Annotated in this window: 20 protein-coding genes, 1 tRNA gene and 2 pseudogenes; 14 read left to right on the forward strand and 9 right to left on the reverse strand. The window is 63.1% G+C overall.

The window, feature by feature from the left end:
* Positions 1-3: 3 nt before the first annotated feature.
* The 3 genes from LB557_RS25035 to LB557_RS25045 form a co-directional block, all read right to left on the reverse strand.
* Positions 4-441, reverse strand: coding sequence for a c-type cytochrome (locus LB557_RS25035; protein ID WP_015318653.1), 438 nt, complete (start codon positions 439-441; stop codon positions 4-6).
* 157 nt (positions 442-598) lie between these two features.
* Positions 599-1,201, reverse strand: a complete 603-nt coding sequence (locus tag LB557_RS25040) for a superoxide dismutase (RefSeq protein WP_015318654.1) — start codon at positions 1,199-1,201, stop codon at positions 599-601.
* A 167-nt stretch (positions 1,202-1,368) separates the two neighbouring features.
* Positions 1,369-2,235 (reverse strand): branched-chain amino acid aminotransferase, encoded by an 867-nt coding sequence (locus LB557_RS25045; RefSeq protein ID WP_224641845.1) that lies wholly within the window; start codon positions 2,233-2,235, stop codon positions 1,369-1,371.
* Between the two features lie 155 nt (positions 2,236-2,390).
* Here LB557_RS25045 and LB557_RS25050 point away from each other — a divergent pair, with 155 nt between their 5' ends.
* Together LB557_RS25050 and LB557_RS25055 are read left to right on the forward strand one after the other, a co-directional pair.
* Positions 2,391-3,053 carry a haloacid dehalogenase type II gene (locus LB557_RS25050; protein WP_140618589.1) on the forward strand — a complete coding sequence of 221 codons (663 nt, stop codon included), beginning with the start codon at positions 2,391-2,393 and terminating at the stop codon, positions 3,051-3,053.
* A gap of 172 nt (positions 3,054-3,225) precedes the next feature.
* Entirely contained in the window at positions 3,226-4,053 is an 828-nt protein-coding gene (locus LB557_RS25055; RefSeq protein ID WP_015318657.1) for a L,D-transpeptidase, read from the forward strand.
* 70 nt (positions 4,054-4,123) lie between these two features.
* On the opposite strand, the gene LB557_RS25060 is transcribed toward LB557_RS25055, so the two are convergent.
* On the reverse strand, positions 4,124-5,671 hold the full coding sequence (locus LB557_RS25060) for a helicase HerA-like C-terminal domain-containing protein (protein WP_224641843.1): 1,548 nt from the start codon (positions 5,669-5,671) through the stop codon (positions 4,124-4,126).
* 341 nt (positions 5,672-6,012) lie between these two features.
* Here LB557_RS25060 and LB557_RS25065 point away from each other — a divergent pair, with 341 nt between their 5' ends.
* The 4 genes from LB557_RS25065 (at position 6,013) to LB557_RS25080 (ending at position 10,260) form a co-directional block, all read left to right on the forward strand.
* Positions 6,013-7,455, forward strand: a complete 1,443-nt coding sequence (locus LB557_RS25065) for a methylmalonyl-CoA mutase subunit beta (protein WP_015318659.1) — start codon at positions 6,013-6,015, stop codon at positions 7,453-7,455.
* On the forward strand, positions 7,452-9,572 hold the full coding sequence (scpA, locus tag LB557_RS25070) for a methylmalonyl-CoA mutase (RefSeq protein ID WP_041163493.1): 2,121 nt from the start codon (positions 7,452-7,454) through the stop codon (positions 9,570-9,572). The genes LB557_RS25065 and scpA overlap by 4 nt, the downstream gene beginning before the upstream one ends.
* Positions 9,573-9,646: 74 nt before the next feature.
* Positions 9,647-9,877: an AbrB/MazE/SpoVT family DNA-binding domain-containing protein gene (locus LB557_RS25075; RefSeq protein WP_015318661.1), complete on the forward strand. Its 231-nt coding sequence runs from the start codon at positions 9,647-9,649 to the stop codon at positions 9,875-9,877.
* Entirely contained in the window at positions 9,874-10,260 is a 387-nt protein-coding gene (locus LB557_RS25080; protein ID WP_015318662.1) for a type II toxin-antitoxin system death-on-curing family toxin, read from the forward strand. Before LB557_RS25075 ends, LB557_RS25080 begins: the two co-directional genes overlap by 4 nt.
* Here LB557_RS25080 and greA read toward each other — a convergent pair.
* Positions 10,257-10,730: a transcription elongation factor GreA gene (gene greA, locus LB557_RS25085; RefSeq protein WP_015318663.1), complete on the reverse strand. Its 474-nt coding sequence runs from the start codon at positions 10,728-10,730 to the stop codon at positions 10,257-10,259. The two genes, LB557_RS25080 and greA, sit on opposite strands and share 4 nt — an antisense overlap.
* A gap of 117 nt (positions 10,731-10,847) precedes the next feature.
* Between greA and LB557_RS25090 the strand changes: the two genes are divergently transcribed.
* Positions 10,848-12,224 (forward strand): TIGR03808 family TAT-translocated repetitive protein, encoded by a 1,377-nt coding sequence (locus LB557_RS25090; protein ID WP_224641842.1) that lies wholly within the window; start codon positions 10,848-10,850, stop codon positions 12,222-12,224.
* Positions 12,225-12,233: 9 nt separating this feature from the next.
* On the opposite strand, the gene LB557_RS25095 is transcribed toward LB557_RS25090, so the two are convergent.
* The gene (locus tag LB557_RS25095; protein WP_224641840.1) at positions 12,234-13,238 is read right to left on the reverse strand and encodes an asparaginase; all 1,005 of its coding nucleotides are present in this window, start codon (positions 13,236-13,238) and stop codon (positions 12,234-12,236) included.
* 27 nt (positions 13,239-13,265) lie between these two features.
* Positions 13,266-14,432 (reverse strand): acetyl-CoA acetyltransferase, encoded by a 1,167-nt coding sequence (locus tag LB557_RS25100; protein WP_224641838.1) that lies wholly within the window; start codon positions 14,430-14,432, stop codon positions 13,266-13,268.
* Between the two features lie 194 nt (positions 14,433-14,626).
* Between LB557_RS25100 and betI the strand changes: the two genes are divergently transcribed.
* The 5 genes from betI to betB all read left to right on the forward strand — a co-directional run bounded on the left by betI (position 14,627) and on the right by betB (position 20,934).
* A complete protein-coding gene (gene betI / locus LB557_RS25105; RefSeq protein ID WP_015318667.1) occupies positions 14,627-15,217 on the forward strand; it encodes a choline-responsive transcriptional repressor BetI in 591 nt (196 codons plus the stop codon).
* Positions 15,214-16,743, forward strand: a complete 1,530-nt coding sequence (gene betC / locus LB557_RS25110) for a choline-sulfatase (protein ID WP_224641836.1) — start codon at positions 15,214-15,216, stop codon at positions 16,741-16,743. Before betI ends, betC begins: the two co-directional genes overlap by 4 nt.
* Positions 16,740-17,744: a threonine/serine dehydratase gene (locus tag LB557_RS25115; protein WP_224641834.1), complete on the forward strand. Its 1,005-nt coding sequence runs from the start codon at positions 16,740-16,742 to the stop codon at positions 17,742-17,744. Before betC ends, LB557_RS25115 begins: the two co-directional genes overlap by 4 nt.
* A complete protein-coding gene (gene betA / locus LB557_RS25120; protein WP_224641832.1) occupies positions 17,737-19,389 on the forward strand; it encodes a choline dehydrogenase in 1,653 nt (550 codons plus the stop codon). The genes LB557_RS25115 and betA overlap by 8 nt, the downstream gene beginning before the upstream one ends.
* A gap of 81 nt (positions 19,390-19,470) precedes the next feature.
* Positions 19,471-20,934 carry a betaine-aldehyde dehydrogenase gene (gene betB / locus LB557_RS25125; protein WP_224641830.1) on the forward strand — a complete coding sequence of 488 codons (1,464 nt, stop codon included), beginning with the start codon at positions 19,471-19,473 and terminating at the stop codon, positions 20,932-20,934.
* A 6-nt stretch (positions 20,935-20,940) separates the two neighbouring features.
* Here betB and LB557_RS25130 read toward each other — a convergent pair.
* Together LB557_RS25130 and LB557_RS25135 are read right to left on the reverse strand one after the other, a co-directional pair.
* Positions 20,941-21,372, reverse strand: a pseudogene (locus LB557_RS25130) (AGE family epimerase/isomerase); the annotation flags it as partial.
* 32 nt (positions 21,373-21,404) lie between these two features.
* A pseudogene (locus LB557_RS25135) lies at positions 21,405-21,737 on the reverse strand (phosphomannomutase/phosphoglucomutase); the annotation flags it as partial.
* Between the two features lie 199 nt (positions 21,738-21,936).
* Between LB557_RS25135 and LB557_RS25140 the strand changes: the two are divergent.
* Positions 21,937-22,013, forward strand: a tRNA-Pro gene (locus tag LB557_RS25140).
* Between the two features lie 640 nt (positions 22,014-22,653).
* Complete coding sequence (locus tag LB557_RS25145; RefSeq protein ID WP_140618613.1) at positions 22,654-22,938, forward strand: hypothetical protein; 285 nt, start codon at positions 22,654-22,656, stop codon at positions 22,936-22,938.
* Positions 22,939-23,376: the final 438 nt, after the last annotated feature.

Here is a 23,376-nt window from a genome sequence, read left to right on the forward strand (position 1 = left end):
CGATCAGCCCTTTTTGACCCTGTAGCCCTGGTGGCAGGTACCACAGTCCGAGCCGATGGTGCCGATCTGCGTCTTCAGCGCATCGACGTCGGCCGGAGCCGCCGCGACCGCAGCCTTGACATCGGCGAGATACTTGTCCTCGGTCGCCTTGAAGCCGGCCATGTCTTCCCAGATTTTTGGCGCCGCCGTGGTGTCGCCGGTGTCGGTGCCCTTCGGGAACAAGGCCTCTACGTCGAACTTCTCGGCATTTGCCTGCAGTGCCTGCAACTGCGTCAGCACCGCGGCGGCATCAAAGGGCTCCTCGCCCTTGACCACTTTCGACAGGCCGCCGACGATCTTTCCGCGTTCCTTCATCAGAGCCTGCCGATCGAGGATCGGATCGGCAAAGGCCGCCGATGCGGCGAGTGCGAGCATGGAGATGGCGATGACAAGCTTTCTCATTCATTTGGCTCCGTGGTGAAGGCATTTCAGGACAGGACGTTAACGGATGCGGGAGGTGGAATATTCCCATTCTCCCGCATGAAATTGCATGACCCTAGTCGTGGGGTTCGAGACGAAAAGAAAAGGCCCGGGGGTGCCGGGCCTTTCGGAAGATTGATCAGGCATTCGCCTTTTCGTAGAGTTCAAGCACGTGATCCCAGTTGATCAGGCTATCTACGAAGGCCTCGAGGTATTTCGGCCGGGCGTTGCGATAATCGATGTAGTAGGAGTGCTCCCAGACGTCGACGCCGAGGATCGGCGATGCGCCATGAACCAGCGGGTTCTCGCCGTTCGGCGTCTTCGATATCGCCAGCTTGCCGTCCTTGACCGAAACCCAGGCCCAGCCCGAACCGAACTGCGTTGTGCCGGCGGCAATGAAATCAGCCTTGAACTTGTCGTAACCGCCGAGATCGCTGTCGAAAGCCTTCTGCAGCGCGCCAGGGAGCTTGTTGCCGCCGCCGCCCTTCTTCATCCATTTCCAGAAATGGATGTGATTGTAGTGCTGGGCAGCATTGTTGAAGAGACCGGCATTCTTGCCGAACGATTGCTTGACCACCTCTTCGACCGAAAGATCGCCAAGGCCGGCTTCGGCGGCGAGCTTGTTGCCGTTGTCGACATAGGCCTTGTGATGCTTGTCGTGGTGATACTCCAGCGTCTCTTTGGACATATAGGGCTGCAGGGCCTCATAGTCGTAGGGCAGAGCGGGCAATTCGAAAGCCATGGGTAGTACTCCCTCGTGGAAAATCCGGTGTGGATACCGGAGTAAGATAGGTCGGGATTGAGCTGGAGCAACTCCGGAAGTGAAGCGCCGGTTCCCTTTCTAAGCGGGTTCCCGGGAACTGTCACACGCTTTTCCTGTGACCAGCCGCGCGCAGACAAAAAGGCCGGCTATCTCAGCGCCCACTCCCAATAGAGTTCACGTGCCTTCTTGGCCACCGGGCCGGGTTGCAGATCACGGCCCTCCATGCGGGTGACCGGCACCACCTTGGAGTGGTTGCCGGTCGAGAAGATTTCGTCCGCTTCGAGGAAATCCCGCACCGACAGCGTCTTTTCAGTCGTCGTGAACCCATAGTCGCCAAGCAGCGTCATCGTGCGCGCGCGGGTAATGCCGGACAGGAAGGTTCCGTTCGGCGCCGGCGTCAGCACATGGCCGTCCTTGACCAGGAAGATGTTCGAGCTTCCGGTCTCCGCGACATTGCCCAGCATGTCGAGCACAAGCGCGTTGTCGAAGCCGCGCGCCTTGGCCTCGAGGATGGCGCGGCCGTTGTTGGGATAGAGGCAGCCGGCCTTGGCGTTGGTCGGCATGGTTTCGATGGTCGGGCGCCGGAATGGCGACACGGTCACCGAAAAGCCGGTCGGTGAGATCATCGGCGATTCATAGAGGCAGAGGCAGAAACGGGTCGAGGCGGGATCGGCCGGCACGCCCATGTAGCCGCCATGCTCGGCCCAGTACATCGGCCTGATGTAGACCGCCGTCTTGCCGTCGAATTTCTTCAATCCGTCCCAGGTCAGCCCGACGATCTGCTCGGGCGTCATGTTCGGCGCCAGCCCAAGCGCGATCGCCGAGGCATTGACGCGTGCGGCATGAAGTTCGAGATCGGGCGCCACGCCTTCGAACCACCGCGCGCCGTCGAACACGCTGGTGCCGAGCCACATGGCATGGCTGCGCGGCCCCAGAACGGCGACATTGCCTTCGTACCAATCGCCATCGACGAAAGTCCATGTCGCGGATTGCGCCGCCGCCGCCAGTGTCATCGCGTTTTCCCGTTCCGGTCAATCTTGTGTGACAACATTGGATGATGCTTTGACCGCCGCCGTCAACCAGCATCGGAGAGTTTTGTTGAGGCCAGCGACGGGTGCGCTGCAATCAAGGCTTGCACCTTGTCCCGCCTCGCCTCAAAACTGTTGCCATGCAATACGCCGCCTACGTGTTCGACGCCTATGGCACGCTGTTCGACGTGCACGCCGCCGTGCGCCGCCATGCGGACGCGATCGGCCCGGACGGCCAACTCCTGTCCGAAATCTGGCGCGCCAAACAGCTCGAGTATTCCTGGGTTCGCACGCTGATGGGCGCCTATGCCGATTTCTGGCAGCTGACCGAACAGGCGCTGGACTTCGCCTTGCGCAAGGTCCCTTCGGCCGATCCGAGCCTCAAGGCGAAACTTCTGGAAGCCTACTGGCGGCTGGACTGTTATCCCGAAGTGCCGGCCGTGCTGAAAGCGCTCAAGGCTTCGGGCGCCAGGCTGGCGATCCTCTCCAACGGTTCGCCCGAAATGCTGCAGGCAGCGGTCAAGTCGGCGGCACTCGACCAGGTCCTGGACGACATCTATTCGGTCGATGCGGTGCGTCGCTTCAAGACCGATCCTGTTGTCTACGACATGGTCGCCACGGGATGGCGCCTCTATCCCGGCGCGGTCTCCTTCCAGTCCTCCAATCGCTGGGACATTGCGGGCGCCACCAAATTCGGCTTCCGCACGGTCTGGATCAACCGCTCCAACCAGCCGGAGGAATACCAGGACTTGCCACCGGCCCTGATCCTGCCATCGTTGGAGGCACTCGTATCCGGCGCCTAACTGACCTGTGGCCCCAACGCCACAGTGGCGGCGCAGTCACAGCTTCGCCTTTGTTTGTCCACGTTCGAGCCAGAATCGGAACCGCCTATCGCCTCAGGTGTTGTCAGGCACCCGCAGCGAACGTCGGCGTGTTGACGCTTTGTTGCGATTTGAGGTCTTAAAGAAGGCAGCCATGTCCATAACCGAAATCGAATCCTATCGCCTGAGCCGTCGCGGCTTCCTCAACGCCGCAGCCCTGGGCGCCGCCTCGATCGCGGTTTCCGCATGCGCCACCACCGGACCGGGACCAGTCGAGCCGCCGCCGCCACCAACGTATGTCGAGCCTCCGCTCGCCGACTATGCGTCGATGTACGCTGCGGTCAACGATGGCGGTTTCGATCTGCCGGCCATCCCCGTCGACAGGATCGATCCGCAGTTCCTGCGCCAGATCGTACCCGACCCGACCGGGCAGAAGCCGGGGACCATCGTCGTCGATACGACAGGCCACTTCCTCTATCTGGTTCGCCCGGGCGGCCAGGCCATTCGCTATGGTGTCGGCCTTGGCCGCGCCGGCTTCGAATGGTCGGGCGACGCCGTCGTCCAGTGGAAGCAGAAATGGCCGAAGTGGACGCCGCCGGATGAGATGATCGCCCGCCAGCCGGAATTGAAGCAGTACAGCGCCGACAATGGCGGCATGCCCGGCGGCCTAAAGAACCCGCTCGGCGCACGTGCGCTCTATCTCTTCCAGGGCAATGTGGACACGCTCTATCGCCTGCACGGCTCGCCGGAATGGCGCTCGATCGGCAAATCGGTGTCGTCGGGCTGCGTGCGCCTGATGAACCAGGACATTATCGACCTTTATGACCGCGTGCCCTCGAAGACGCCGGTCATCGTGACCAGCGACGCTCGCCAGCCGATGGTGGCGACGGCCAACCACAAGGCGATCCCGATCGATGCCGGCGTGCCGGATGGATCGGTGCTGCTCGGCCCAGTCAAAGCGGTCACGAACGCGATCTTCTGAGTTTCACGGGGCTTCTGAGTTTCAGGGGGCTTCTGAGTTCAGGGGGCAGCAGCGTTGCCGCTGCCCTGATCTACCGTCCCCGCGACAAACTACCCAGAATCCCGCGCACAATGGCACGTCCGACCGACGAGCCGACCGAGCGCACCACCGACTTGATCGCGGCCTCGGCCACCGTCTGGCGATTGGAGGGGCGCGGCGCAGGCGCGCGCCGGCCACCGGACTGCGGCGCGGGATCGTCATTGCCGAAGCCTGGAATGGTCCAGCGCGAGCCGCCGGTGCCGGTCTGCTGCGCTTGCGCCTCGGCGTCCTGCGCCTGCTTTGCCTTCTTCTGCAGCATTTCGAAGGCCGATTCGCGATCGACAACCTGGTCATACTGGCCGGTGACCGGGCTTTCCCCGATCAGCTTCTGCCGCTCGGCAGGGGTGATGGGTCCAAGCCGCGATGACGGCGAACGGATCAACGTGCGCTGGACCATGGACGGAATGCCCTTGGCCTCCAGGGTAGAGACCAGGGCCTCGCCGGTGGCGAGCTGGGTGATGGCGGTGGCGCAGTCGAAATCCGGATTGGGCCGGAAGGTTTCGGCCGCCGTCCTCACCGCCTGCTGCTCGCGGGGCGTGTAGGCGCGCAGCGCGTGCTGCACGCGGTTGCCGAGCTGGGCCAGGACCTTTTCGGGGATATCCAAGGGGTTTTGCGTGACGAAATAGACGCCGACGCCTTTCGAGCGGATCAGGCGGACCACCTGCTCGACCCGGTCGATCAGCACCTTCGGCGCCTCGTCGAACAAGAGGTGCGCCTCGTCGAAGAAGAACACCAGCTTCGGCTTGTCGGGGTCGCCAACCTCCGGCAGTTCCTCGAACAGCTCCGACATCAGCCAGAGCAGGAACGTCGCGTAGAGGCGCGGATTCATCATCAGCTTGTCGGCGGCCAGCACGCTGATGGCGCCGCGACCATCGCGGGTGGTGCGCATGATGTCGGCAATGCGCAAAGCCGGCTCGCCGAAGAAGTTCGCCGCGCCCTGCTGCTCAAGTACCAGCAGCGTGCGCTGAATCGCCCCCACCGACGGCTTGGTGACGTTGCCATAACGGGCGCTGATTTCCTCGGCGCGCTCCGCGATGTTGGCGAGCAGCGCCTGCAGGTCCTTGAGGTCGAGGAGAAGAAGGCCCTCTTCATCGGCAATGCGGAAGGCAATGTTCATGATGCCTTCCTGCGCGTCGGTCAGGTTCATCAGCCGCGACAGGAGCAGCGGGCCCATTTCCGAAATGGTGGCGCGGATGGGGTGGCCCTGCTCGCCGAACAGATCCCAGAAGACGACGGGAAATTCCTGGAAGTCGTAAGGGTCGAGCTTGACCTGTTCTGCCCGCTTGACCAGGAAATCCTGGGCGGTGCCTATCATGGCGATACCGGAAAGGTCGCCCTTGATGTCGGCGCAGAAGACCGGAACGCCGGCGTTGGAAAATCCCTCGGCCAGGATCTGCAAGGTGACGGTCTTGCCCGTACCGGTGGCGCCGGTCACCAGGCCATGGCGATTTCCGTATTGCAGCAGCAGGTTTTCGGCGCGCTGATAGCTGTCGTCGGGCTTGCGGCTGGCGCCGATAAAAATACTGGTGTCGTCAGCCATAGCTCGGGTCTCCGCAAAACTGATGTGTCTAAAGCCAGCCTTTGCCCGATGGTATAGTGAGGCTGCCGCACAGCGACAATGACAATTGTCCAAGGCAGGACCAATCGTTCAATCAGGGCTATCGTCCAAATCGGACCAATCGCCAAAATCGGATTTTGGAACTTGCGGATTTCGACGGTGTTTGGCAATCGTCCATGGTCCGTCCACGCAAGCGACCTATATCAGGTGGATCGAATATCAGGTGGTCGAATTCAAGCCCTGGGCGTGCATTGCGATAACTGACCGGGGACCGTAGATTAGGCTGCCCGGGCTGGTGCGGCCACATAGAACGAGGACGATGAATGGGCGCCGGAGCCTTGACCAGGGATGTTGAGCCAACGAATGCGGAGCGTCAGCGATGGCTGACCCTGGCGGAAAAAGCGTTGGCTGGCGCCTCCTTCGAGAAAAAGCTGGTCTCGCATACCGACGACAACATCCGCGTCGAGCCGCTCTATGAACGCGCGACCGGAACGGAACCGATCGTGCGCGCCAATCCTCAATCGCCGTGGATCGTCAGCCAGCGCGTCGACGACCCCGATGTCGAACGCGCCAAGAGGCAGGTCCTGGAAGATGTCGCCCAGGGCGCGACGGGATTGTCGCTCGTCTTCGAGGGCGCCCCGAACGCGTTTGGCTACGGCCTGCCGAGGACGGCGCAGGCGCTCGAGACGGTGCTGGAGGGCGTGCCCCTCAACCGGGTCCAGATCCGTATCGACACCCACCCCTGGAGCCGCCCCATGGCCGACTGGCTGGTGGCGTTCCTGAGCAAGCGCCGCTCCGATCCGGCAAAGCTCAACCTGTCTTTCGGCATCGATCCGGCTGCTATCCTCGCCGGCACCGGCCGGCTGCGCATGTCGATCGAGGCGCTGCAGGAATCCATGCCGCAATCGCTGGCGCATTTCTTCTCGATGGGCGTTCCGGGTGTGCTTCTGGAGGCGGACGGTCGCGTCTTCCACAATGCCGGCGCCACGGAAGCGCAGGAACTCGGCATCATGCTGGCCTCGGCGGTCTCGTATCTGCGAATGTTCGAGAAGGCGCGGCAGCCGCTCGTCTATGCCGCGCCTCATATCGGCTTCGCGCTCAGCGTCGACCAGGACCAGTTCCTGTCGATGGCCAAGGTGCGAGCCCTGCGCAGGCTGTGGGCACGGGTGCAGGAGGCCTGCTCGATCCCCAATTCCACGGCCAACATCCATGCCGAGACATCATTTCGCATGATGACGGCATTGGATTCCGAAACCAACATCCTGCGCACGACGATCGGCTGCTTCGCCGCGGCGGCGGGAGGCGCCGATTCGATCTCAATCCTGCCGCATACGATCGCGCACGGCCTGCCGGCGGCCTTTGCCCGCCGCGTCGCGCGCAACGCGCAGCTGATCATGGCCAATGAAAGCCATGTCGATCATGTCGCCGATCCCGCCCATGGCTCCGGCGCCGTCGAAGCGCTCACCTCAGACCTTTGCGAAGCCGCGTGGGCGGAATTACAGGCCATCGAGGCTGAGGGTGGCGTGCTGTCCAGCCTTCGGGACGGACATATCCAGCAGCGCGTCCGCAACGCCGCCGCCCATCGCGCCATAGCCTTCAAGTCAGACGAGCGGGCCATTGTCGGCGCCACGCTTTATCCGTTGAAAAGCGAGCGCCCGGTCGAGACGCTGGACGCAGAGAAGCGACCTGCCTTCACCGAGGGCGTCGTCCTGTGCGAAGCGTTGTCTCCGGTCCGCATCGATCAATCCATCGGGGCCGCTTCTTGATTCCGGATTTCAGTCAGATCGGCTGGGTGCCGCCGCGCCGCGCGCCTGTCGAGGTCAAGGGACAGCGAACAACGCCGGAAGGCCTTGTCGTCAAGCAGCTGTACAGTCAGGGCGACCTCAAGGGATTGTCGCATCTCGACACCTATCCGGGCCTGCCGCCCTTCGTGCGCGGCCCCTACCCGACCATGTATGTCCAGCAACCCTGGACCATCCGGCAATATGCCGGTTTTTCGACCGCCGAAGAATCCAACGCCTTCTACCGGCGCAACCTTGCCGCCGGCCAGAAAGGCCTTTCGGTTGCCTTCGATCTCGCCACGCACCGCGGCTATGATTCGGACCATCCGCGCGTCGCCGGCGATGTCGGCATGGCGGGTGTGGCTATCGATTCCATCCTCGACATGCGGCAATTGTTCGACGGCATTCCGCTCGGCGAGATGACCGTGTCGATGACGATGAACGGCGCGGTGCTGCCGATCATGGCGCTCTACATCGTGGCGGCGGAAGAGCAAGGCGTCGCGCAGAAGGATTTGGCCGGGACCATTCAGAACGACATTCTGAAGGAGTTCATGGTCCGCAACACCTATATCTATCCGCCGAAGCCCTCGATGCGGATCGTCTCGGACATCTTCTCCTACACCTCGAAGAACATGCCGAAGTTCAATTCGATTTCGATCTCCGGCTATCACATGCAGGAGGCCGGCGCGACCGCCGACCTGGAGCTCGCCTATACGATCGCCGACGGGATCGAATATGCCCGCGCCGGCGTCGCGGCGGGGCTCGACATCGACCGTTTCGCGCCGCGCCTGTCGTTCTTCTGGGCGATCGGCATGAATTTCTTCATGGAAGTGGCCAAGCTCAGGGCCGCACGCCTGTTGTGGGCGACGCTGATGAAAAAGAACTTCGCGCCAAAGGACGAGCGGTCGCTGTCCCTGCGCACCCATTGCCAGACCTCCGGCTGGTCGCTGACGGCGCAGGATCCCTACAACAACATCATCCGCACCATGATCGAGGCGATGGCCGCGACCCAGGGGCATACCCAGTCGCTGCACACCAACTCGTTCGACGAGGCAATGGCGCTGCCGACCGACCATTCGGCGCGCATCGCCCGCAACACGCAACTCGTCCTGCAGAAGGAATCCGGCACCACGCGCATTATCGATCCGTGGGGTGGTTCGGCCTATCTCGAACGGCTGACACACGATCTGGCGGCGCGTGCGCTCGCCCATATCGAGGAGGTCGAGGCTCTCGGCGGCATGGCGGCTGCGATCGAAAAGGGCATACCCAAGCTGCGCATCGAGGAAGCCGCCGCCCGCACGCAGGCGCGCATCGATTCCGGCGAGCAGATGCTGGTCGGCGTCAATGCGCATCGCCCCGGAGCCGATATCGAGGTCGACGTGCTGAAGATAGACAATGCCGAGGTCAGGGCCCGGCAACTCTCGAAGCTGCAACGGCTGAAGGGCACGCGTGACGTCGCGGCCGTCGAAAGCGCGCTCGATGCGCTGACCCGTGCCGCACAGAGCGAGGACAACCTCCTGGAGTTCGCCATCCGCGCCGCGCGCGCCAATGCCACTGTCGGCGAAATCTCGTTCGCCCTGGAAAGAGCTTATGGCCGCCATGTGGCCACGGTGCAGACCATTTCCGGTGTCTACCGCAAGGCGCTTGGCGACAGTCCGGTGATCGACCGCCTGCAGGACAAGCTCGGTGCCTTCGAAAAGAAAAACGGCGGCAAGCCGCGCATCCTCGTGGCCAAGATGGGACAGGACGGCCACGACCGCGGGCAGAAGGTGATCGCCACGGCCTTCGCCGATCTCGGCTTCGACGTTACCGTCGGCGCCATGTTCCAAACGCCGGAAGAGATCGCGAAACTGGCTGTCCAGAATGACGTCCACATCATCGGCGCCTCATCGCTGGCAGCGGGTCACCTGACGCTGATCCCAGAATTGCGCGACACGCTGAAGAAGCTCGGCCGCGGCGACATGCTGATCGTGGCCGGCGGCGTCATCCCGCCGCAGGACTATGATGCGGTGCTGCAAGCCGGCGCGGCGGAAATCTTCCCGCCGGGCACGGTCATTCCGGAAGCGGCGGAGCGGCTGCTGGATCGGCTGCTATCCTCGTGACGAATCTGTTATAATATCTGTTGCAACACCCGGCGCACCGCGTTATAATTAGCGTTGCAACAGGATGTTTCATCATGAACACCACAATTCGCAAGATCGGTAATTCGGACGGCGTGATTCTGCCGAAAGAGCTTCTCGATCGATTGAATCTCAAGACAGGCGACAACGTGGTCGTCGTCCAGGAAGGTCAAGAGCTTCGCTTGCGCCGATTGGAAGATTCTGCCGAAGAATTCGAGCGCAAGATGAAGGTAGCGCGCGAGCGGATGAGGAAATACGAGGTTGCCTACCGCGCGCTCGCAAAATGACGGCACATCATTCGCGAGAGTTCGTGGAGGCGATGCATGCCGAGCAGTTGCGTCTTCACGGCGGCGCGTCGGGCATCCGCGATGAAGGCCTGTTGGAATCGGCGCTCGCACGTCCGCAACAGAAAGAAGCATATGGCGAGCCGGATCTGAGCGAACTCGCTGCCGCCTATCTCTTCGGCATCGCAAAGAACCATCCGTTCGTCGATGGGAACAAGCGCACGGCTTTCGCTGCGGCCGACTTGTTTCTCTATTTCAACGGATTAAGCATCGAAGCCGAACAGGAGGAGGTCATCCAACTGGTGATGATGGTCGCTGCCAGCGAGATAGACGAAGCGGGTGCGGCCGCATTCTTCCGCGACCATGTGGTCAAGCTTGAAGACTAACTCTCCGAGAGCTTGACGATCTCCCACTCCTTGCCGTTGACGCTGGCCACGTCGCCAACCTTCTTGCCGAACAGCGCGACCGCCATAGGCGAGACGTGCGAGATGCTGCCCTTGGCCGGATCGGCTTCATCCTCGCCGACAATCTTCCAGTGCACCTTCCTGCCGTCGTCACTTTGCAGCGTGACACCCATGCCGAAGCGGACGACATCGCTGCCGGGCTCCGGCACGGAAAGCTCGGCACTCTCGCGTCGCGCGGTCCAGTAGCGCAGATCGCGCGACACGACCGCGATGCGCTCGCGGTCGGCTTTCCGCTCCGCTTTCGCCATGATATCGCGCAGATCGGCCAGATTGTCGTCGATCTGCGCCAGGCCGCGCTCCGTCACCAGGTTCCGGTGCGTGCTGATCGGCCGCTCGCCAACACCGGCGATCGCGTTTTCGCTGTCTTCTTCGCGGGTAAAAGCTCTGCTCATCCCCTGAACTTAGGCGCCGAGTGGCCGCCCGACAAGTCATTGCCGCCGAGAAGAGGCGCGTTGAACGTCTGGCATGATTCCTGCGGTGTCGGGGCGGAACACTGGGATTCTGTGCCGATGTTGAACAGACGAACCCTGCTGACGCAGACCACCTGCTTTGCCGTCATGGGCCTCGCGCTCGGCAAGGCGGCGGCCGCCAGCCTGACCGGCATCGAGAAAGCCTCGATGCGCGGCTCGATCAACGCCACCGAACTTGGCGTCCAGCCCGGTACGTTTGACGACCAGAGCAAGGCCTTCGCCAAGCTGCTGCGCGACGCGAATGGCCGTGACATGCCGATCTTCCTGCCGCCCGGCACCTATGTGGTGTCCAATCTCTCGCTGCCTGGTCGCGTGCGTCTTTCCGGCGTGCCGGGCGCGACGCGGATCGTCTATGGCGGCGACGGCCATTTGTTTATGGCCGAACACGCCAACCATATCGAACTCAGCGGACTGGTTTTCGACGGCGCGAATCGCTCTATGGGCGACTACGCGCAAGGACTGCTCGATCTGCGCCGGGTGGCGCATCTCGTGGTTGACAACTGCCAGATCACGGGCAGCGGCAAGAACGGGCTGGCACTGGAACACGCCGCGGGCCGGATCGAGCGTTCGGACATATCGGGGGCGGCGGACGCCGGCATCTATTCGGTGGAGGCCGCAGGACTGGCGATATCAGGCAACACCGTCTCCGATTGCGCCAATGGCGGCATCCTGGTGCACCGCTGGCAAGCTGCGGAAGACGGCACCATGGTCACCGGCAACCGCGTCGAACGCATTGGCGCGCGCAGCGGCGGCACCGGCCAGAACGGCAACGGCATCAATGCCTTCCGCGCCGGCAATGTCGTCATCTCGGGCAATGTGGTCTCCGACTGCGCCTTCTCGGCGATCCGGGCCAACAGTTCCAGCAATTTGCAGATATCGGGCAACACCTGCTCGCGCTCGGGCGAGACCGCGGTCTATTCCGAGTTCTCGTTCGAAGGCGCCGTCATTTCCAACAACATCGTCGACGGCGCGGCCAACGGCATCTCGATCGTCAACTTCAACGAAGGCGGCCGCATGGGTATCTGCTCCGGCAACATCGTGCGCAATCTGTCGACATCAGGCCCCTATACCGCGGATCCACCCGGCTTCGGCGTTGGGATCGCCGTCGAGGCCGACACCGTCGCTTCCAACAACGTCATCGAGAACGCGCCGCTCTACGGCATGTCGATCGGCTGGGGGCCGTATCTGCGCAACGTCGTGGCCACCGGCAACATCATTCGCAAGGCAGGCACCGGCATCGTCGTCAGTGTGGTCGAAGGTGCCGGCACGGCCGTCATCTCCGACAACGTCATCGATGGCGCGTCGAACGGAGCGGTTGTCGGCCAGCGCTGGGCCGAGCCGGTGACATCAGACCTCACCCAGACCAGCAGCAGCGGCTATGCGCACTTAACCGTCGAGCGCAACCGCGTCAGCTGATTACCGCCTTCAATTCAGGGCCGGCGTCGGCCTCAGCGCCCCGACCTTGGCGCCAATCCGGCTTTCGATAGGCGCATTCGCCAGTTCGAGCAGCTTCGCCGCCAAGGCCTCGTCCGCCCGCAGCAGCCTGGCGAGGACCGCGGCGGCGATTGCATCGCCGGCGCGCCCGGCACCGTCATCGCATTTGACCGCGATGCCGAGGCCGAGTTCCGGAATTGCGGCACAATGGACGCCCTCGGCCCCGCCTTTCGCGAAAATTCGCCCTGGAGCGGCTTCCATCAGCAACAGGTCCGCGCGGCCGGTGCCGGCGACGAAGAACGGCTCCGCCATACAGGCCGAAAGCAGCCGCTTCGCGGCCTTCGCCCGCTCCGGGCCAAAGCCATGGGCCGTGGCCATGCGGGCAAAGCCGAGGGCGAAACTCCTGAGCGGCACCGCGTAGGTCGGGATCGAGCAGCCGTCGACCGCGCGTTCGGCGGGGCCGTGCACAGCGCCGGTGACTGCCTGCATGGCGTCGCGCACCATTTCCTGCAGGGCGTGATCCGGCCTGACATAGCCGCGATGCGCGATGCCCGAATGGACGCAGGTACAGAGGAAACCGGAGTGCTTGCCGGAACAATTGTTGTGCAGCGCATTCGGCAAACCATCGGCACGCGCGAGCGCAATCTCGGCGTCATGGTTCGAGGGCCAGTGAACCCCGCATTCGAGCGCCGACCCGTCCAGCCCGGCCCTGGCCAGCATGGACCGCGCCAGTTCGACATGCGCCGGCTCGCCGGAGTGGGAGGCACAGGCCAGCGCCAGTTCGCGATTGCCGAAGCCATAGGCATCCGCGGCACCCGTTTCAACAAGCGGCAGGGCCTGGATCGCCTTTACGGCGGAACGCGGAAAGACCGGCTTCGACGTATCGCCGATCTCCAGCACCGGCTTGCCGTCGGCATCGAAGACGGCAACGGCGCCGCGATGGGCGCTCTCGACAATGGCGCCGCGCAAAACTTCGATCAGAACCGGATTTGCCATGCTACCTCCCGCGAATGCCGGGGCGGTTTACCTGATCCGGTCGAGAATGGAAACGTAGTTGGCGACCGCCGCACCGCCCATGTTGAAGATGCCGCCGAGTTTCGCGCCCGGCACCTGGATGCCGCCGGCTTCGCCGACAAGCTGCATGGCGGTCAAGACATGCATGGAGACGCCGGTGGCGCCGATCGGATGGCCCTTGGCCTTCAGTCCGCCGGAGGGATTGACCGGCAGACGGCCGTCTTTTGCCGTTGTGCCATCCAGCGCCAGTTTGGCGCCCTCACCCGGCTTGGCCAGTCCCATCGCTTCATACTCGATCAATTCGGCGATGGTGAAGCAGTCATGCGTTTCGACGAAGGAGAGATCGTCGAGCGTTACGCCGGCGTTCTTCAGCGCGCGGGTCCAGGCCTGTTCGCAGCCTTCGAAGGTCAGGATGTCGCGCTTCGACATCGGCAGGAAATCCTGCACATGCTCGTTGGCGCGGAAGGCGACCGCGCGGCGCATCTTCAGCGCCGTTGCCGTGTCGGCAAGGACAAGGGCAGCAGCGCCGTCGGAGACCAGCGAGCAGTCGGTGCGCTTCAAGGGCCCAGCGACGAACGGGTTTTTCTCGCTCTCCTGCCGGCAGAAGTCATAGCCGAAATCCTTGCGCATCTGCGCATAGGGATTGTCGACGCCATTCTTGTGGTTCTTGGCAGCGATCATGGCGAGCGCATCCGACTGGTCGCCATAGCGCTGGAAATAGGCCTGCGCGATCTTGCCGAAGACGCCGGCGAAGCCGGCTGGCGTGTCGCCGTCCTCGGGCAGATAGGAAGCTTTCAGCAAATTCTTGCCGATTTCGGGCCCGGGCGTCGTCGTCATCTGCTCGGCGCCAACCACCAGCACGATGCGGGCGGCGTTTGCATCGATGGCGCGGATACCTTGCCCGACCGCCGCCGAACCGGTGGCGCAAGCGTTCTCGACGCGTGTCGCCGGCTTGAAGCGCAGCCGGTCGTCCGCCTGGAGAACCAGGCTTGCCGTGAAATCCTGCGCCGAAAACCCGGCATTGAAATGGCCGAGCACGATCTCGTCGACCTCGTCCGGGCCGATGCCGGCATGGTCGAGCGCGTCCGTCGCGACCTTGACGATCAGGTTTTCGAGCGTCTCGCCCTCAAGCTTGCCGAAGCGCGAATGCGCCCAGCCAACGATGCATGCGGTCATGGCGGTCTCCATCCTTGGCGCCAGCGCCCATGGCTCGTGACGCACTTCGCCTTTATTGTTCAAATATAAACATTCTCGCCCGGGCCGTGAAGGGCCGCAACGCAACAATCGCTTGGTACAGGTCGCGTCGAGGTCGATTTTTTATTGATTGACGCGTCAATAAAAAATAATCTCCCGCAAAAATCGGAAACGGCATGCCAAAAGTCGGAATGGAGCCATTGCGCCGCAGGGCGCTCATCGACGCGACGATCTCGGCAATCGGCGAGCGTGGCTCGCTTGACGTGACCATGTCCGAGATCGCCGGACGCGCCGGTGTGTCTTCGGCGCTCGCCCACCACTATTTCGGCGCTAAGGACGAGCTGCTGTTCGCGACGATGCGGCACATCCTGGCCGAACTGACCATCGATATGCGCCGCGCCCTGCAGTGCGCCGGCACCGCGCGCGAGCGCGTCTCGGCCGTGGTCGCCGTCAACTTCTCCGATGTCCAGTTCCAGGCCGAAACCATTGCCGCATGGCTCGCTTTCTATGTCGAGGCGCAGCAATCGTCTTCGCTGCGCCGGCTGCTCAGAATCTATGCCCGGCGGCTGCATTCCAACCTGATGAGTGGATTGACCGGCATCCTGCCGAGGACCGAAGCCGACCGCGCCGCGGAAGCGACGGCGGCGATGATCGACGGGCTCTACATCAGGCGCGCGCTGAAGGATGGCGTGCCTGACGCCGCGACCGCGATCGCGCTGGTCGAAGATTATCTCGAAACCAAACTTGGCGGACGGCACAAGCAGTGACAGCGAAGCGACCCAATTTCCTGATCGTCATGGTCGACCAGCTCAACGGGACCTTGTTCCCGGATGGGCCGGCGGAATTTCTGCACACACCGCATCTGAAGGCACTGGCGGCGCGTTCGGCGCGCTTTGCCAACAACTACACCGCCTCGCCACTCTGCGCGCCGGGCCGTGCCTCGTTCATGAGCGGCCAGTTGCCGTCGCGCACCGGGGTCTATGACAATGCCGCCGAGTTCGCCTCGTCGATCCCGACCTTCGCTCATCATTTGCGTGCGGCCGGCTACTACACCTGCCTGTCGGGCAAGATGCATTTCGTCGGACCTGATCAGCTGCACGGTTTCGAGGAACGGCTGACCACCGATATCTATCCGGCGGATTTCGGCTGGACGCCGGACTACCGCAAACCCGGTGAGCGCATCGAGTGGTGGTATCATAATCTGGGTTCGGTGACCGGCGCCGGCGTTGCGGAAACAACCAACCAGATGGAGTATGACGACGAGGTCGTGTTCCTCGCGTCTCAGAAGCTCTATCAGCTTTCGCGCGAACAGGACGATGCGAGCCATCGGCCCTGGTGCCTCACCGTCTCGCTGTCGCATCCGCACGATCCCTATGTCGCGCGCAAGCAGTATTGGGATCTCTATGAGCATTGCCAGGTGCTGGATCCGGAAACCGGGTACATCGCTGAAGACGAGCAGGATCCGCATTCTCGGCGGCTGTACCATGCCAGCGACTATCCCTCTTTCGAGATCACGCCTGAAGAGGTGCGTCGTTCGCGGCGCGGCTATTTCGCGAACATCTCCTATGTCGACGACAAGGTCGGCGAGCTCCTCGACGTTCTCACGCGGACGCGCATGCTCGACGACACGATCATCCTGTTCTGCTCGGATCACGGCGACATGCTCGGCGAGCGAGGCCTGTGGTTCAAGATGAGCTTCTTCGAAGGCTCGGCGCGAGTGCCGTTGATGATTGCCGGCAAGGGCATTCGTGCCGGGCTGATCGAGGCGCCGGTCTCCAATCTCGACGTAGCACCAACACTTTGCGACCTTGCCGGCATCGACATCGGGGCGATCGCGCCGTGGACCGACGGCCAGTCGCTGCTGCCGCTCACCAAGGGCGGGCAGCGCACGGCACCGGTGCTGATCGAGTACGCGGCGGAGGGCTCCTATGCGCCCTTGGTGGCAATCCGCGAAGGCAGGTACAAATTCGTCCATTGCGAACTCGATCCGCCGCAATTGTTCGATCTCGAAGCCGATCCGCTCGAGCGGGACAATCTGGCCGCCGACCCCGCCAATGCGAGTCTTGTGGCGGCATTCCTGGAAAAGGTCCGGACGCGTTGGGACATGGCCGGCTTCGATGCCGCCGTGCGCGAAAACCAGGCACGCCGCTGGGTCGTCTATCCGGCGCTCCGCAACGGCGCCTATTACCCTTGGGATTTCCAGCCGTTGCAGAAAGCGTCAGAGCGGTACATGCGCAATCACATGAACCTCGACAATCTCGAAGAGAGCAAAAGGTATCCGCGAGGCGAATGATGGCAGACCTTCTCGTTCCCACTCTCGACCATCTCAGGCAGGCCTATGCGGTAACGTCACGGGCGACACAGGTCACGCCGCTGCTGGAATCGGCGGCGCTCGCCAGAGAAACCGGCGCGGCCCGGGTCTTCATCAAGCCGGAATCGCTGCAATGGGCCGGATCCTTCAAGGTTCGCGGCGCTTATTGGCGGCTGAGGCGGCTTTCGCCCGACGAGGCGAAGAAGGGCGTCGTTGCCTATTCCTCGGGCAATTTCGCGCAAGGGCTGGCCGCGGCCGGTCAGGCGCTCGGCATTCCCGTGACCATCGTCATGCCGATCGACGCGCCGGCCGCCAAGCGCGATGCTACCGCGGGTTATGGTGCGCGCGTTGTGCTGACCGACCATGGCGATCGCGCGCGTGAAGAGGTCGCGGCGGCCAAGGCGCGCGAAATCGCTGAAACAGAAGGGCTAGCGCTCCTGCATCCATTCGACGATCCCGAGATCGTCGCCGGTCAGGCGGGTGCCGGCCTCGAAGCGCTCGACCAGCTGTCGGCTAAGGATGCCAGCGCCGATCTCTTGTTCTGCTCGGTCGGCGGCGGTGGGCTGATCGGCGGCGTTTCGCTCGCCTTCCACTATCTGTCGCCGGCGACCGAGATCATCGGCGTAGAGCCTGAAGGGTTCGACGGCATGGGCTCTTCACTGGCGCATGGCAGCATCGAGACCATGCCGATCGGTCCGAAATCGATCTGCGACGGACTGATGTCGCGCCGGCCCGGCGACGCGCCGTTCGCCGCCGTCAAGACCGCTGGCGTGCGCGGCATCACCGTCGACGATCGGTCGGTGCGGCGCTCGATGCGGATCGCTTTCGAGCGGATGAAGCTGGTGCTCGAACCGTCAGGTGCGGCGTCGCTGGCGGCATTGCTCGGTGGCAAGGTGGATGTGGCGGGAAAAACCGTCCTAGTGGTGGCTACCGGCGGCAACGTTTCGCTCGCCGATTTTATGGCGCATATGAACCATGCTTGAAGCGGATTTCGTCATCATCGGTTCCGGCTCCGCCGGCTCGGCCATGGCCTATCGCCTGTCGGAAGACGGCAAGCATTCGGTCATCGTCATCGAATTCGGCGGCACTGATATCGGGCCGCTGATCCAGATGCCTTCGGCGCTGTCGATACCGCTCAACATGAGCCTCTACGACTGGGGATTCGCCAGTGAACCGGAACCGCATCTGGGTGGCCGCGTGCTGGCGACGCCGCGCGGCAAGGTGATCGGCGGCTCGTCCTCGATCAACGGCATGGTCTATGTGCGCGGCCACGCCCGCGACTTCGACCATTGGGCCGAACAGGGCGCGGCCGGCTGGGGCTTCGCCGACGTGCTGCCCTACTTCAAACGCATGGAGGATTCAGATGGCGGCGACGATGGCTGGCGCGGGCACGGCGGCCCGCTGCATGTGCAGCGCGGCTCCCGGCGCAATCCGCTCTATGGCGCTTTCGTCGAAGCGGGCCGCCAGGCAGGGTTTGAACTGACCGACGACTACAATGGCGCCAAGCAGGAAGGCTTCGGCCCGATGGAGCAGACCATTCTGGGCGGCCGCCGCTGGTCGGCGGCATCAGCCTATCTGAAGCCGGCGCTCCGGCGCAAAAACGTCAGACTGGTCAAAGGCTTTGCGCGCCGGGTGATCATCGAGAATCAACGCGCCATCGGCGTCGAGATCGAAGCTCACAAACAGATTCAGGTCGTTAAGGCGCGACGTGAAGTGATCGTCGCGGCGTCGTCGATCAACTCGCCAAAGATCCTGATGCTGTCCGGTATCGGCCCGGCCGGGCATTTGCACGAAAACGGCATTGCCATCGTGGCCGACCGGCCTGGCGTCGGCGGCAACCTGCAGGACCATCTGGAGCTCTACATCCAGCAGGAATCGACCAAACCGATCACGCTGAATTCAGTGCTGAACCCGTTCTCCAAGGCGATGATCGGGGCGCAGTGGCTGTTCTTCAAATCGGGCCTTGGCGCCACCAATCATTTCGAGGCGGCCGCCTTCGTGCGCTCGCAGGCAGGCGTCGACTATCCCGACATCCAGTACCACTTCATCCCGGCGGCGGTGCGTTACGACGGCAAGGCGGCGGCGAAGTCGCACGGCTTCCAGGCGCATGTCGGACCGATGCGCTCGAAGTCGCGCGGCTCGGTGACGCTGCGCTCGCCGGATCCGAAAGCGAAGCCGGTCATCCGCTTCAACTACATGTCGCATCCGGACGACTGGGCGGAGTTCCGCCACTGCATCCGCCTGACCCGCGAGATCTTCGGCCAGTCGGCCTTCGATGCCTATCGCGGACAGGAACTCTCGCCGGGCAGCCATGTCCAGTCGGACGACGATCTCGACTTGTTCATCCGCGACCATGCCGAAAGCGCCTACCACCCCTGCGGCACCTGCCGAATGGGCCGCGTCGATGATCAATCGAGCGTGGTCGATCCGGAATGCCGGGTCATCGGCGTCGACGGATTGCGGGTCGCCGACTCCTCGATCTTCCCGCGCGTGACCAACGGCAACCTCAACGCGCCATCGATCATGACCGGCGAAAAAGCGTCCGATCACATCCTTGGCCGCACGCCGCTCGCGCCGTCCAACCAGGAACCATGGATCAATCCGCGCTGGCAGGCTTCCGACAGATAGGCCATGATCCGCCGATAGAGTGAGCTGCCCGACAGGCGCCCGCCCAATAGCCGTCTTGGGCACAACGATTGGAGACCTCCCATGCGCGCCCAGCCCACGGCTTCGCACTATGTCAACGGACGCTATATCGAGGACGAAGGCGGCGCGCCGCTGCCGGTGATCTATCCAGCCACGGGCGAGACCATCGCCATGCTGCGATCGGCGACGCCGAACGTGCTGGAACTGGCGGTCGAGGCCGCCCGCGCCGCACAGCCGGCCTGGGCGCGGCTTAAGCCGGTCGAGCGCGGCCGCATCCTGCGCCGAGCCGCCGACATTTTGCGCGCCCGCAACGCCGATCTTGCCCGCATCGAGACGCTCGACACCGGGAAGGCGATCCAGGAGACACTGGTGGCGGATGCACCTTCCGCCGCGGACTGCCTTGAATATTTCGCCGGCGCGGTCGCTGTCTTCAACGGCGAAGCGGTCGACCTCGGCGGGCCGTTCGCCTATACGCGCCGCGAGGCGCTCGGCGTCTGTGTCGGCATCGGCGCATGGAACTATCCGATCCAGATCGCCGGCTGGAAATCCGCACCCGCACTCGCCATGGGCAATGCCATGGTGTTCAAGCCATCGGAAAACACGCCGCTTTCGGCGCTGGCGCTGGCCGAGATCTACTCGGAAGCCGGCCTGCCCGACGGGCTGTTCAACGTCGTGCAAGGCTATGGCGACGTCGGCGCCGGCCTTGTCGGCCATGATGTCGTGGCCAAGGTCTCGGTGACCGGCTCGGTGCCGACCGGGCGCAAGGTGCTGTCGCTAGCGGGCTCCAGGATGAAGCACGCGACGATGGAACTCGGCGGCAAGTCGCCGCTGATCGTCTTCGACGATGCCGATCTCGAAAATGCGATTGGCGGCGCCATGCTCGGCAACTTCTATTCGACCGGCCAGATCTGTTCCAACGGCACGCGCGTTTTCGTCCAGAGTGGCATTCACGACCGCTTTGTCGAGCGGCTGATCGAACGGACCAAGAAAATCCGCATCGGCGATCCGCTCGACCCGGAAACGCAGATGGGGCCGCTGGTCTCCAAGGCACAGCAAGACAAGGTCGTCGGCTATATCGAGGCCGGCAAGCAGGATGGGGCGACGCTGGCCTGTGGCGGCAATGTGCCGTCGCTGCAGGGCTTCCAGGGCGGCTTCTTCGTCGAGCCGGCCGTATTCACCGCTGTCACCGACACGATGCGGATCGCCCGCGAGGAGATTTTCGGCCCGGTCATGAGCGTTCTGAAATTCAACAGCGAGGACGAGGTGATCGACCGCGCCAACGACACCGAGTTCGGTCTTGCCGCCGGTGTTTTCACGCGCGACCTGCCGCGCGCCCATCGCGTCATCGCCGAGTTGCAGGCCGGAACCTGCTGGATCAACGCGTACAATCTGACCCCGGTGGAAATCCCCTTCGGCGGCGTCAAGCAGTCCGGCATCGGGCGGGAGAATTCGCTGGCGGCGCTGGCGCTCTATTCGCAGCTGAAGTCGATCTATGTCGAGACCGGGGACGTCGCCAGTCCGTATTGATCCCGCCTACTTCTCCGCCGTTCCATCCAGATACTGCGTCAGCGCACAGACCAGATGGTAGAAGATGCTCGCCGGCACGTCAGATGCCAGCGAGCGGCCGCGCTCGTCGATGCGATCGATCCACAGGCCGAGCGGCGCCGGGTCGACGTGCCAGCGGAACAGCCGGCCGACCCTCGCCTCGATCTCCGGCTTCAGATCGGGGCCGCCCGAGCCATCCAGGGCGATCGCCGCCTTGAGCGCCTCGGCCTGCGGCCAGCTGCGCGATATCAGGTCGAGCGGCAGTCCTTGCCGCGAGACTGCACCATAGGCAAGGCCAGTGGCCCGGTTGAGGCCATTTGCGATTGCCGAGGCGTAGAGTTTTCGGGCGAAGACGCTCAGTTCGGCCTGACCGCTGCGGCCGGCGAAATCGACCAGCAGCGATGCCCATTCGAAGTGACCGACTGCGTCTCCAGCGCGAACTGCGCGAACTAGGCCATCGGCGACAGCGCCAGACCGATATCCTTCACCTGTGCGCCAGCCGCCATCAGTCCAGAAACCAACGCCAGTTTGATGCCGAGCGAATAGGATCTGAAATCATGCCCGGTGACGATGTCAGGCCCAGCGCCGAGCCGCCGGATCACCGTGCCGAGCCCCATGCCAAGCGCCTGGACGCCGATCAGATTGAGTTCAGGCGGCACTGCCGAACCGGGATGGCCGACCCACCAGCGCGCATCATATTCACGAAAACCGGATGCCTTGATCAGCGCCGCGGTTTCGAATTCGAAGCTGTTTGGCCACGCTTCGCCGACAATATTTAGGGGCAAGACGGCAGGGCTCCAAGCGGCAGAAATACGATCCATCAAGGCAGCGGCTTAGCACACAAGGCTTTAAGCCGCGTTTATCCCGGACGGAAATTCGGGCCTTCCGGCAATGCCCGCAGAAAGCGGACGAAATGCGACAGAAGGGCTGCCATTGCCGCTTGCAGGAACGATGTGTGGCGGCTATAAGCCCGCGATCTGGTCACGGAGTGTAGCGCAGCCTGGTAGCGCACCTCGTTCGGGACGAGGGGGTCGCAGGTTCAAATCCTGCCACTCCGACCAGAAAAAACAATGTGTTAGCGCATCCCGACTTTGGCGCCCACCCGAGATTCACCAGAGATAGAGCCTTGTCCAAGATGATGCCTGTTCTTAGGGAACGGACACGAGATTCGTTCCTCTTTGGGGGCATGGGCCACGAAGTCCCTGCCCCCATATGCAGGCGTTTAACGGAGGCCGAAAAAGCTCAATACCGCTATGACGACGACCACCGCTCCCACAAGCCAAATGATGTTGTTCATAATCTCACTCCTGTTGCCTGGTGAAGCCCGCGCCTCTGGCGGAGGACGCGGGCCGATCAGCCTTTGCCTGCTGATCTTCAGCGAACACCAAACCGTGATGTCCGCTGCGGGAAGAACTGTTAGGCCGGCCTAATGTTCCGTCGCCTGACGGGGATCTGGCGACAGGTGGGCGAACTGTCTTAACAATTGCGGCAGAGCGTTCCTCCCTGGCAGTGACAGAACGCGGGTGACGTTTGCCGCCGCCTGGGCAGATGGCCGGAAGCAAGCCTCCTCTTTGCCAATCGTGGCGACGCGATAGCCAGCCCTTCGCTTGCGTGCGGCTGTCCCCCGGGGAACCGGAACCAAAGGGATCAGCAGCAGTTGTAACCAACGAAGGGCTAATCAAAGCAGTTGGAGAACTTGCAATGAAAACAATGATCATGTGCGCTTTGGCGCTTTCAATGGGATTGCCCGCTTTGGCTTCGGCAGCCGAGGCCGACGTCGTCATCAGGACCCACCATCGGCACCACCACAACGTCAGGATCATCAATGAGGAAGGCCAGCGCCTGCATCACCGACACCACGGGACGGTGGCGTTCTATGACCATGGCCGGCGGCATCACGATCGGAATGCAGTCGTCGTCACCGGCTCCGTTTCCACCCACCACCGTCACCATCATCCGGTGGTAATGGAAAACGGCGGTTACTGATGCCCAACTGGTGGCCCGGCTCTCGCGAGCCCGGCCACCAGGTGACTTTGCCTAGCACGCTCGCGCGCGTTTCATGCGAATAGCTTCGAGTTCTCGCCCGCGGCTGAAATGCAGCCATGCGAAGCGATCGTTTCAACTTCGAATCTCCCATACCGCTCGGAAGCAAGTCGCGGGAATTCTGCTCGGTGACTAGGTCATTTGAGCTGGCCTGGCCAAGACTTCAGGGTTCGCCTGGGAAAGAACTGGGCTGCGCTAATGTGCCAAGAGATTAGCTGAGGACTATTCCAGCCACCATGAAGGTGATGGCAACCGCGAAAATCGGTGCGAGCAACCAGCGCGCCTGACCAACACTCTTCTCCATCAAATTCCTCCGGTATTTGCAGCAGACAACGGTGACGAAGAGCGACTGTTCCGGCCGGCCCGCTTGGCAAGACCAAT

Origin of the sequence: Mesorhizobium sp. BR115XR7A, from assembly GCF_020165315.1 — a bacterium.
GTDB lineage: Bacteria > Pseudomonadota > Alphaproteobacteria > Rhizobiales > Rhizobiaceae > Mesorhizobium > Mesorhizobium australicum.

Bases quoted from the DNA above. Each gene is read 5' to 3' on its own strand.
- LB557_RS25035 (WP_015318653.1), bottom strand. From the start codon at position 441: ATGAGAAAGCTTGTCATCGCCATCTCCATGCTCGCACTCGCCGCATCG.
- LB557_RS25040 (WP_015318654.1), bottom strand. From the start codon at position 1,201: ATGGCTTTCGAATTGCCCGCTCTGCCCTACGACTATGAGGCCCTGCAG.
- LB557_RS25045 (WP_224641845.1), bottom strand. From the start codon at position 2,235: ATGACACTGGCGGCGGCGGCGCAATCCGCGACATGGACTTTCGTCGAT.
- LB557_RS25050 (WP_140618589.1), top strand. From the start codon at position 2,391: ATGCAATACGCCGCCTACGTGTTCGACGCCTATGGCACGCTGTTCGAC.
- LB557_RS25055 (WP_015318657.1), top strand. From the start codon at position 3,226: ATGTCCATAACCGAAATCGAATCCTATCGCCTGAGCCGTCGCGGCTTC.
- LB557_RS25060 (WP_224641843.1), bottom strand. From the start codon at position 5,671: ATGGCTGACGACACCAGTATTTTTATCGGCGCCAGCCGCAAGCCCGAC.
- LB557_RS25065 (WP_015318659.1), top strand. From the start codon at position 6,013: ATGGGCGCCGGAGCCTTGACCAGGGATGTTGAGCCAACGAATGCGGAG.
- LB557_RS25075 (WP_015318661.1), top strand. From the start codon at position 9,647: ATGAACACCACAATTCGCAAGATCGGTAATTCGGACGGCGTGATTCTG.
- LB557_RS25080 (WP_015318662.1), top strand. From the start codon at position 9,874: ATGACGGCACATCATTCGCGAGAGTTCGTGGAGGCGATGCATGCCGAG.
- greA (WP_015318663.1), bottom strand. From the start codon at position 10,730: ATGAGCAGAGCTTTTACCCGCGAAGAAGACAGCGAAAACGCGATCGCC.
- LB557_RS25090 (WP_224641842.1), top strand. From the start codon at position 10,848: ATGTTGAACAGACGAACCCTGCTGACGCAGACCACCTGCTTTGCCGTC.
- LB557_RS25095 (WP_224641840.1), bottom strand. From the start codon at position 13,238: ATGGCAAATCCGGTTCTGATCGAAGTTTTGCGCGGCGCCATTGTCGAG.
- LB557_RS25100 (WP_224641838.1), bottom strand. From the start codon at position 14,432: ATGACCGCATGCATCGTTGGCTGGGCGCATTCGCGCTTCGGCAAGCTT.
- betI (WP_015318667.1), top strand. From the start codon at position 14,627: ATGCCAAAAGTCGGAATGGAGCCATTGCGCCGCAGGGCGCTCATCGAC.
- LB557_RS25115 (WP_224641834.1), top strand. From the start codon at position 16,740: ATGATGGCAGACCTTCTCGTTCCCACTCTCGACCATCTCAGGCAGGCC.
- betA (WP_224641832.1), top strand. From the start codon at position 17,737: ATGCTTGAAGCGGATTTCGTCATCATCGGTTCCGGCTCCGCCGGCTCG.
- betB (WP_224641830.1), top strand. From the start codon at position 19,471: ATGCGCGCCCAGCCCACGGCTTCGCACTATGTCAACGGACGCTATATC.
- LB557_RS25145 (WP_140618613.1), top strand. From the start codon at position 22,654: ATGAAAACAATGATCATGTGCGCTTTGGCGCTTTCAATGGGATTGCCC.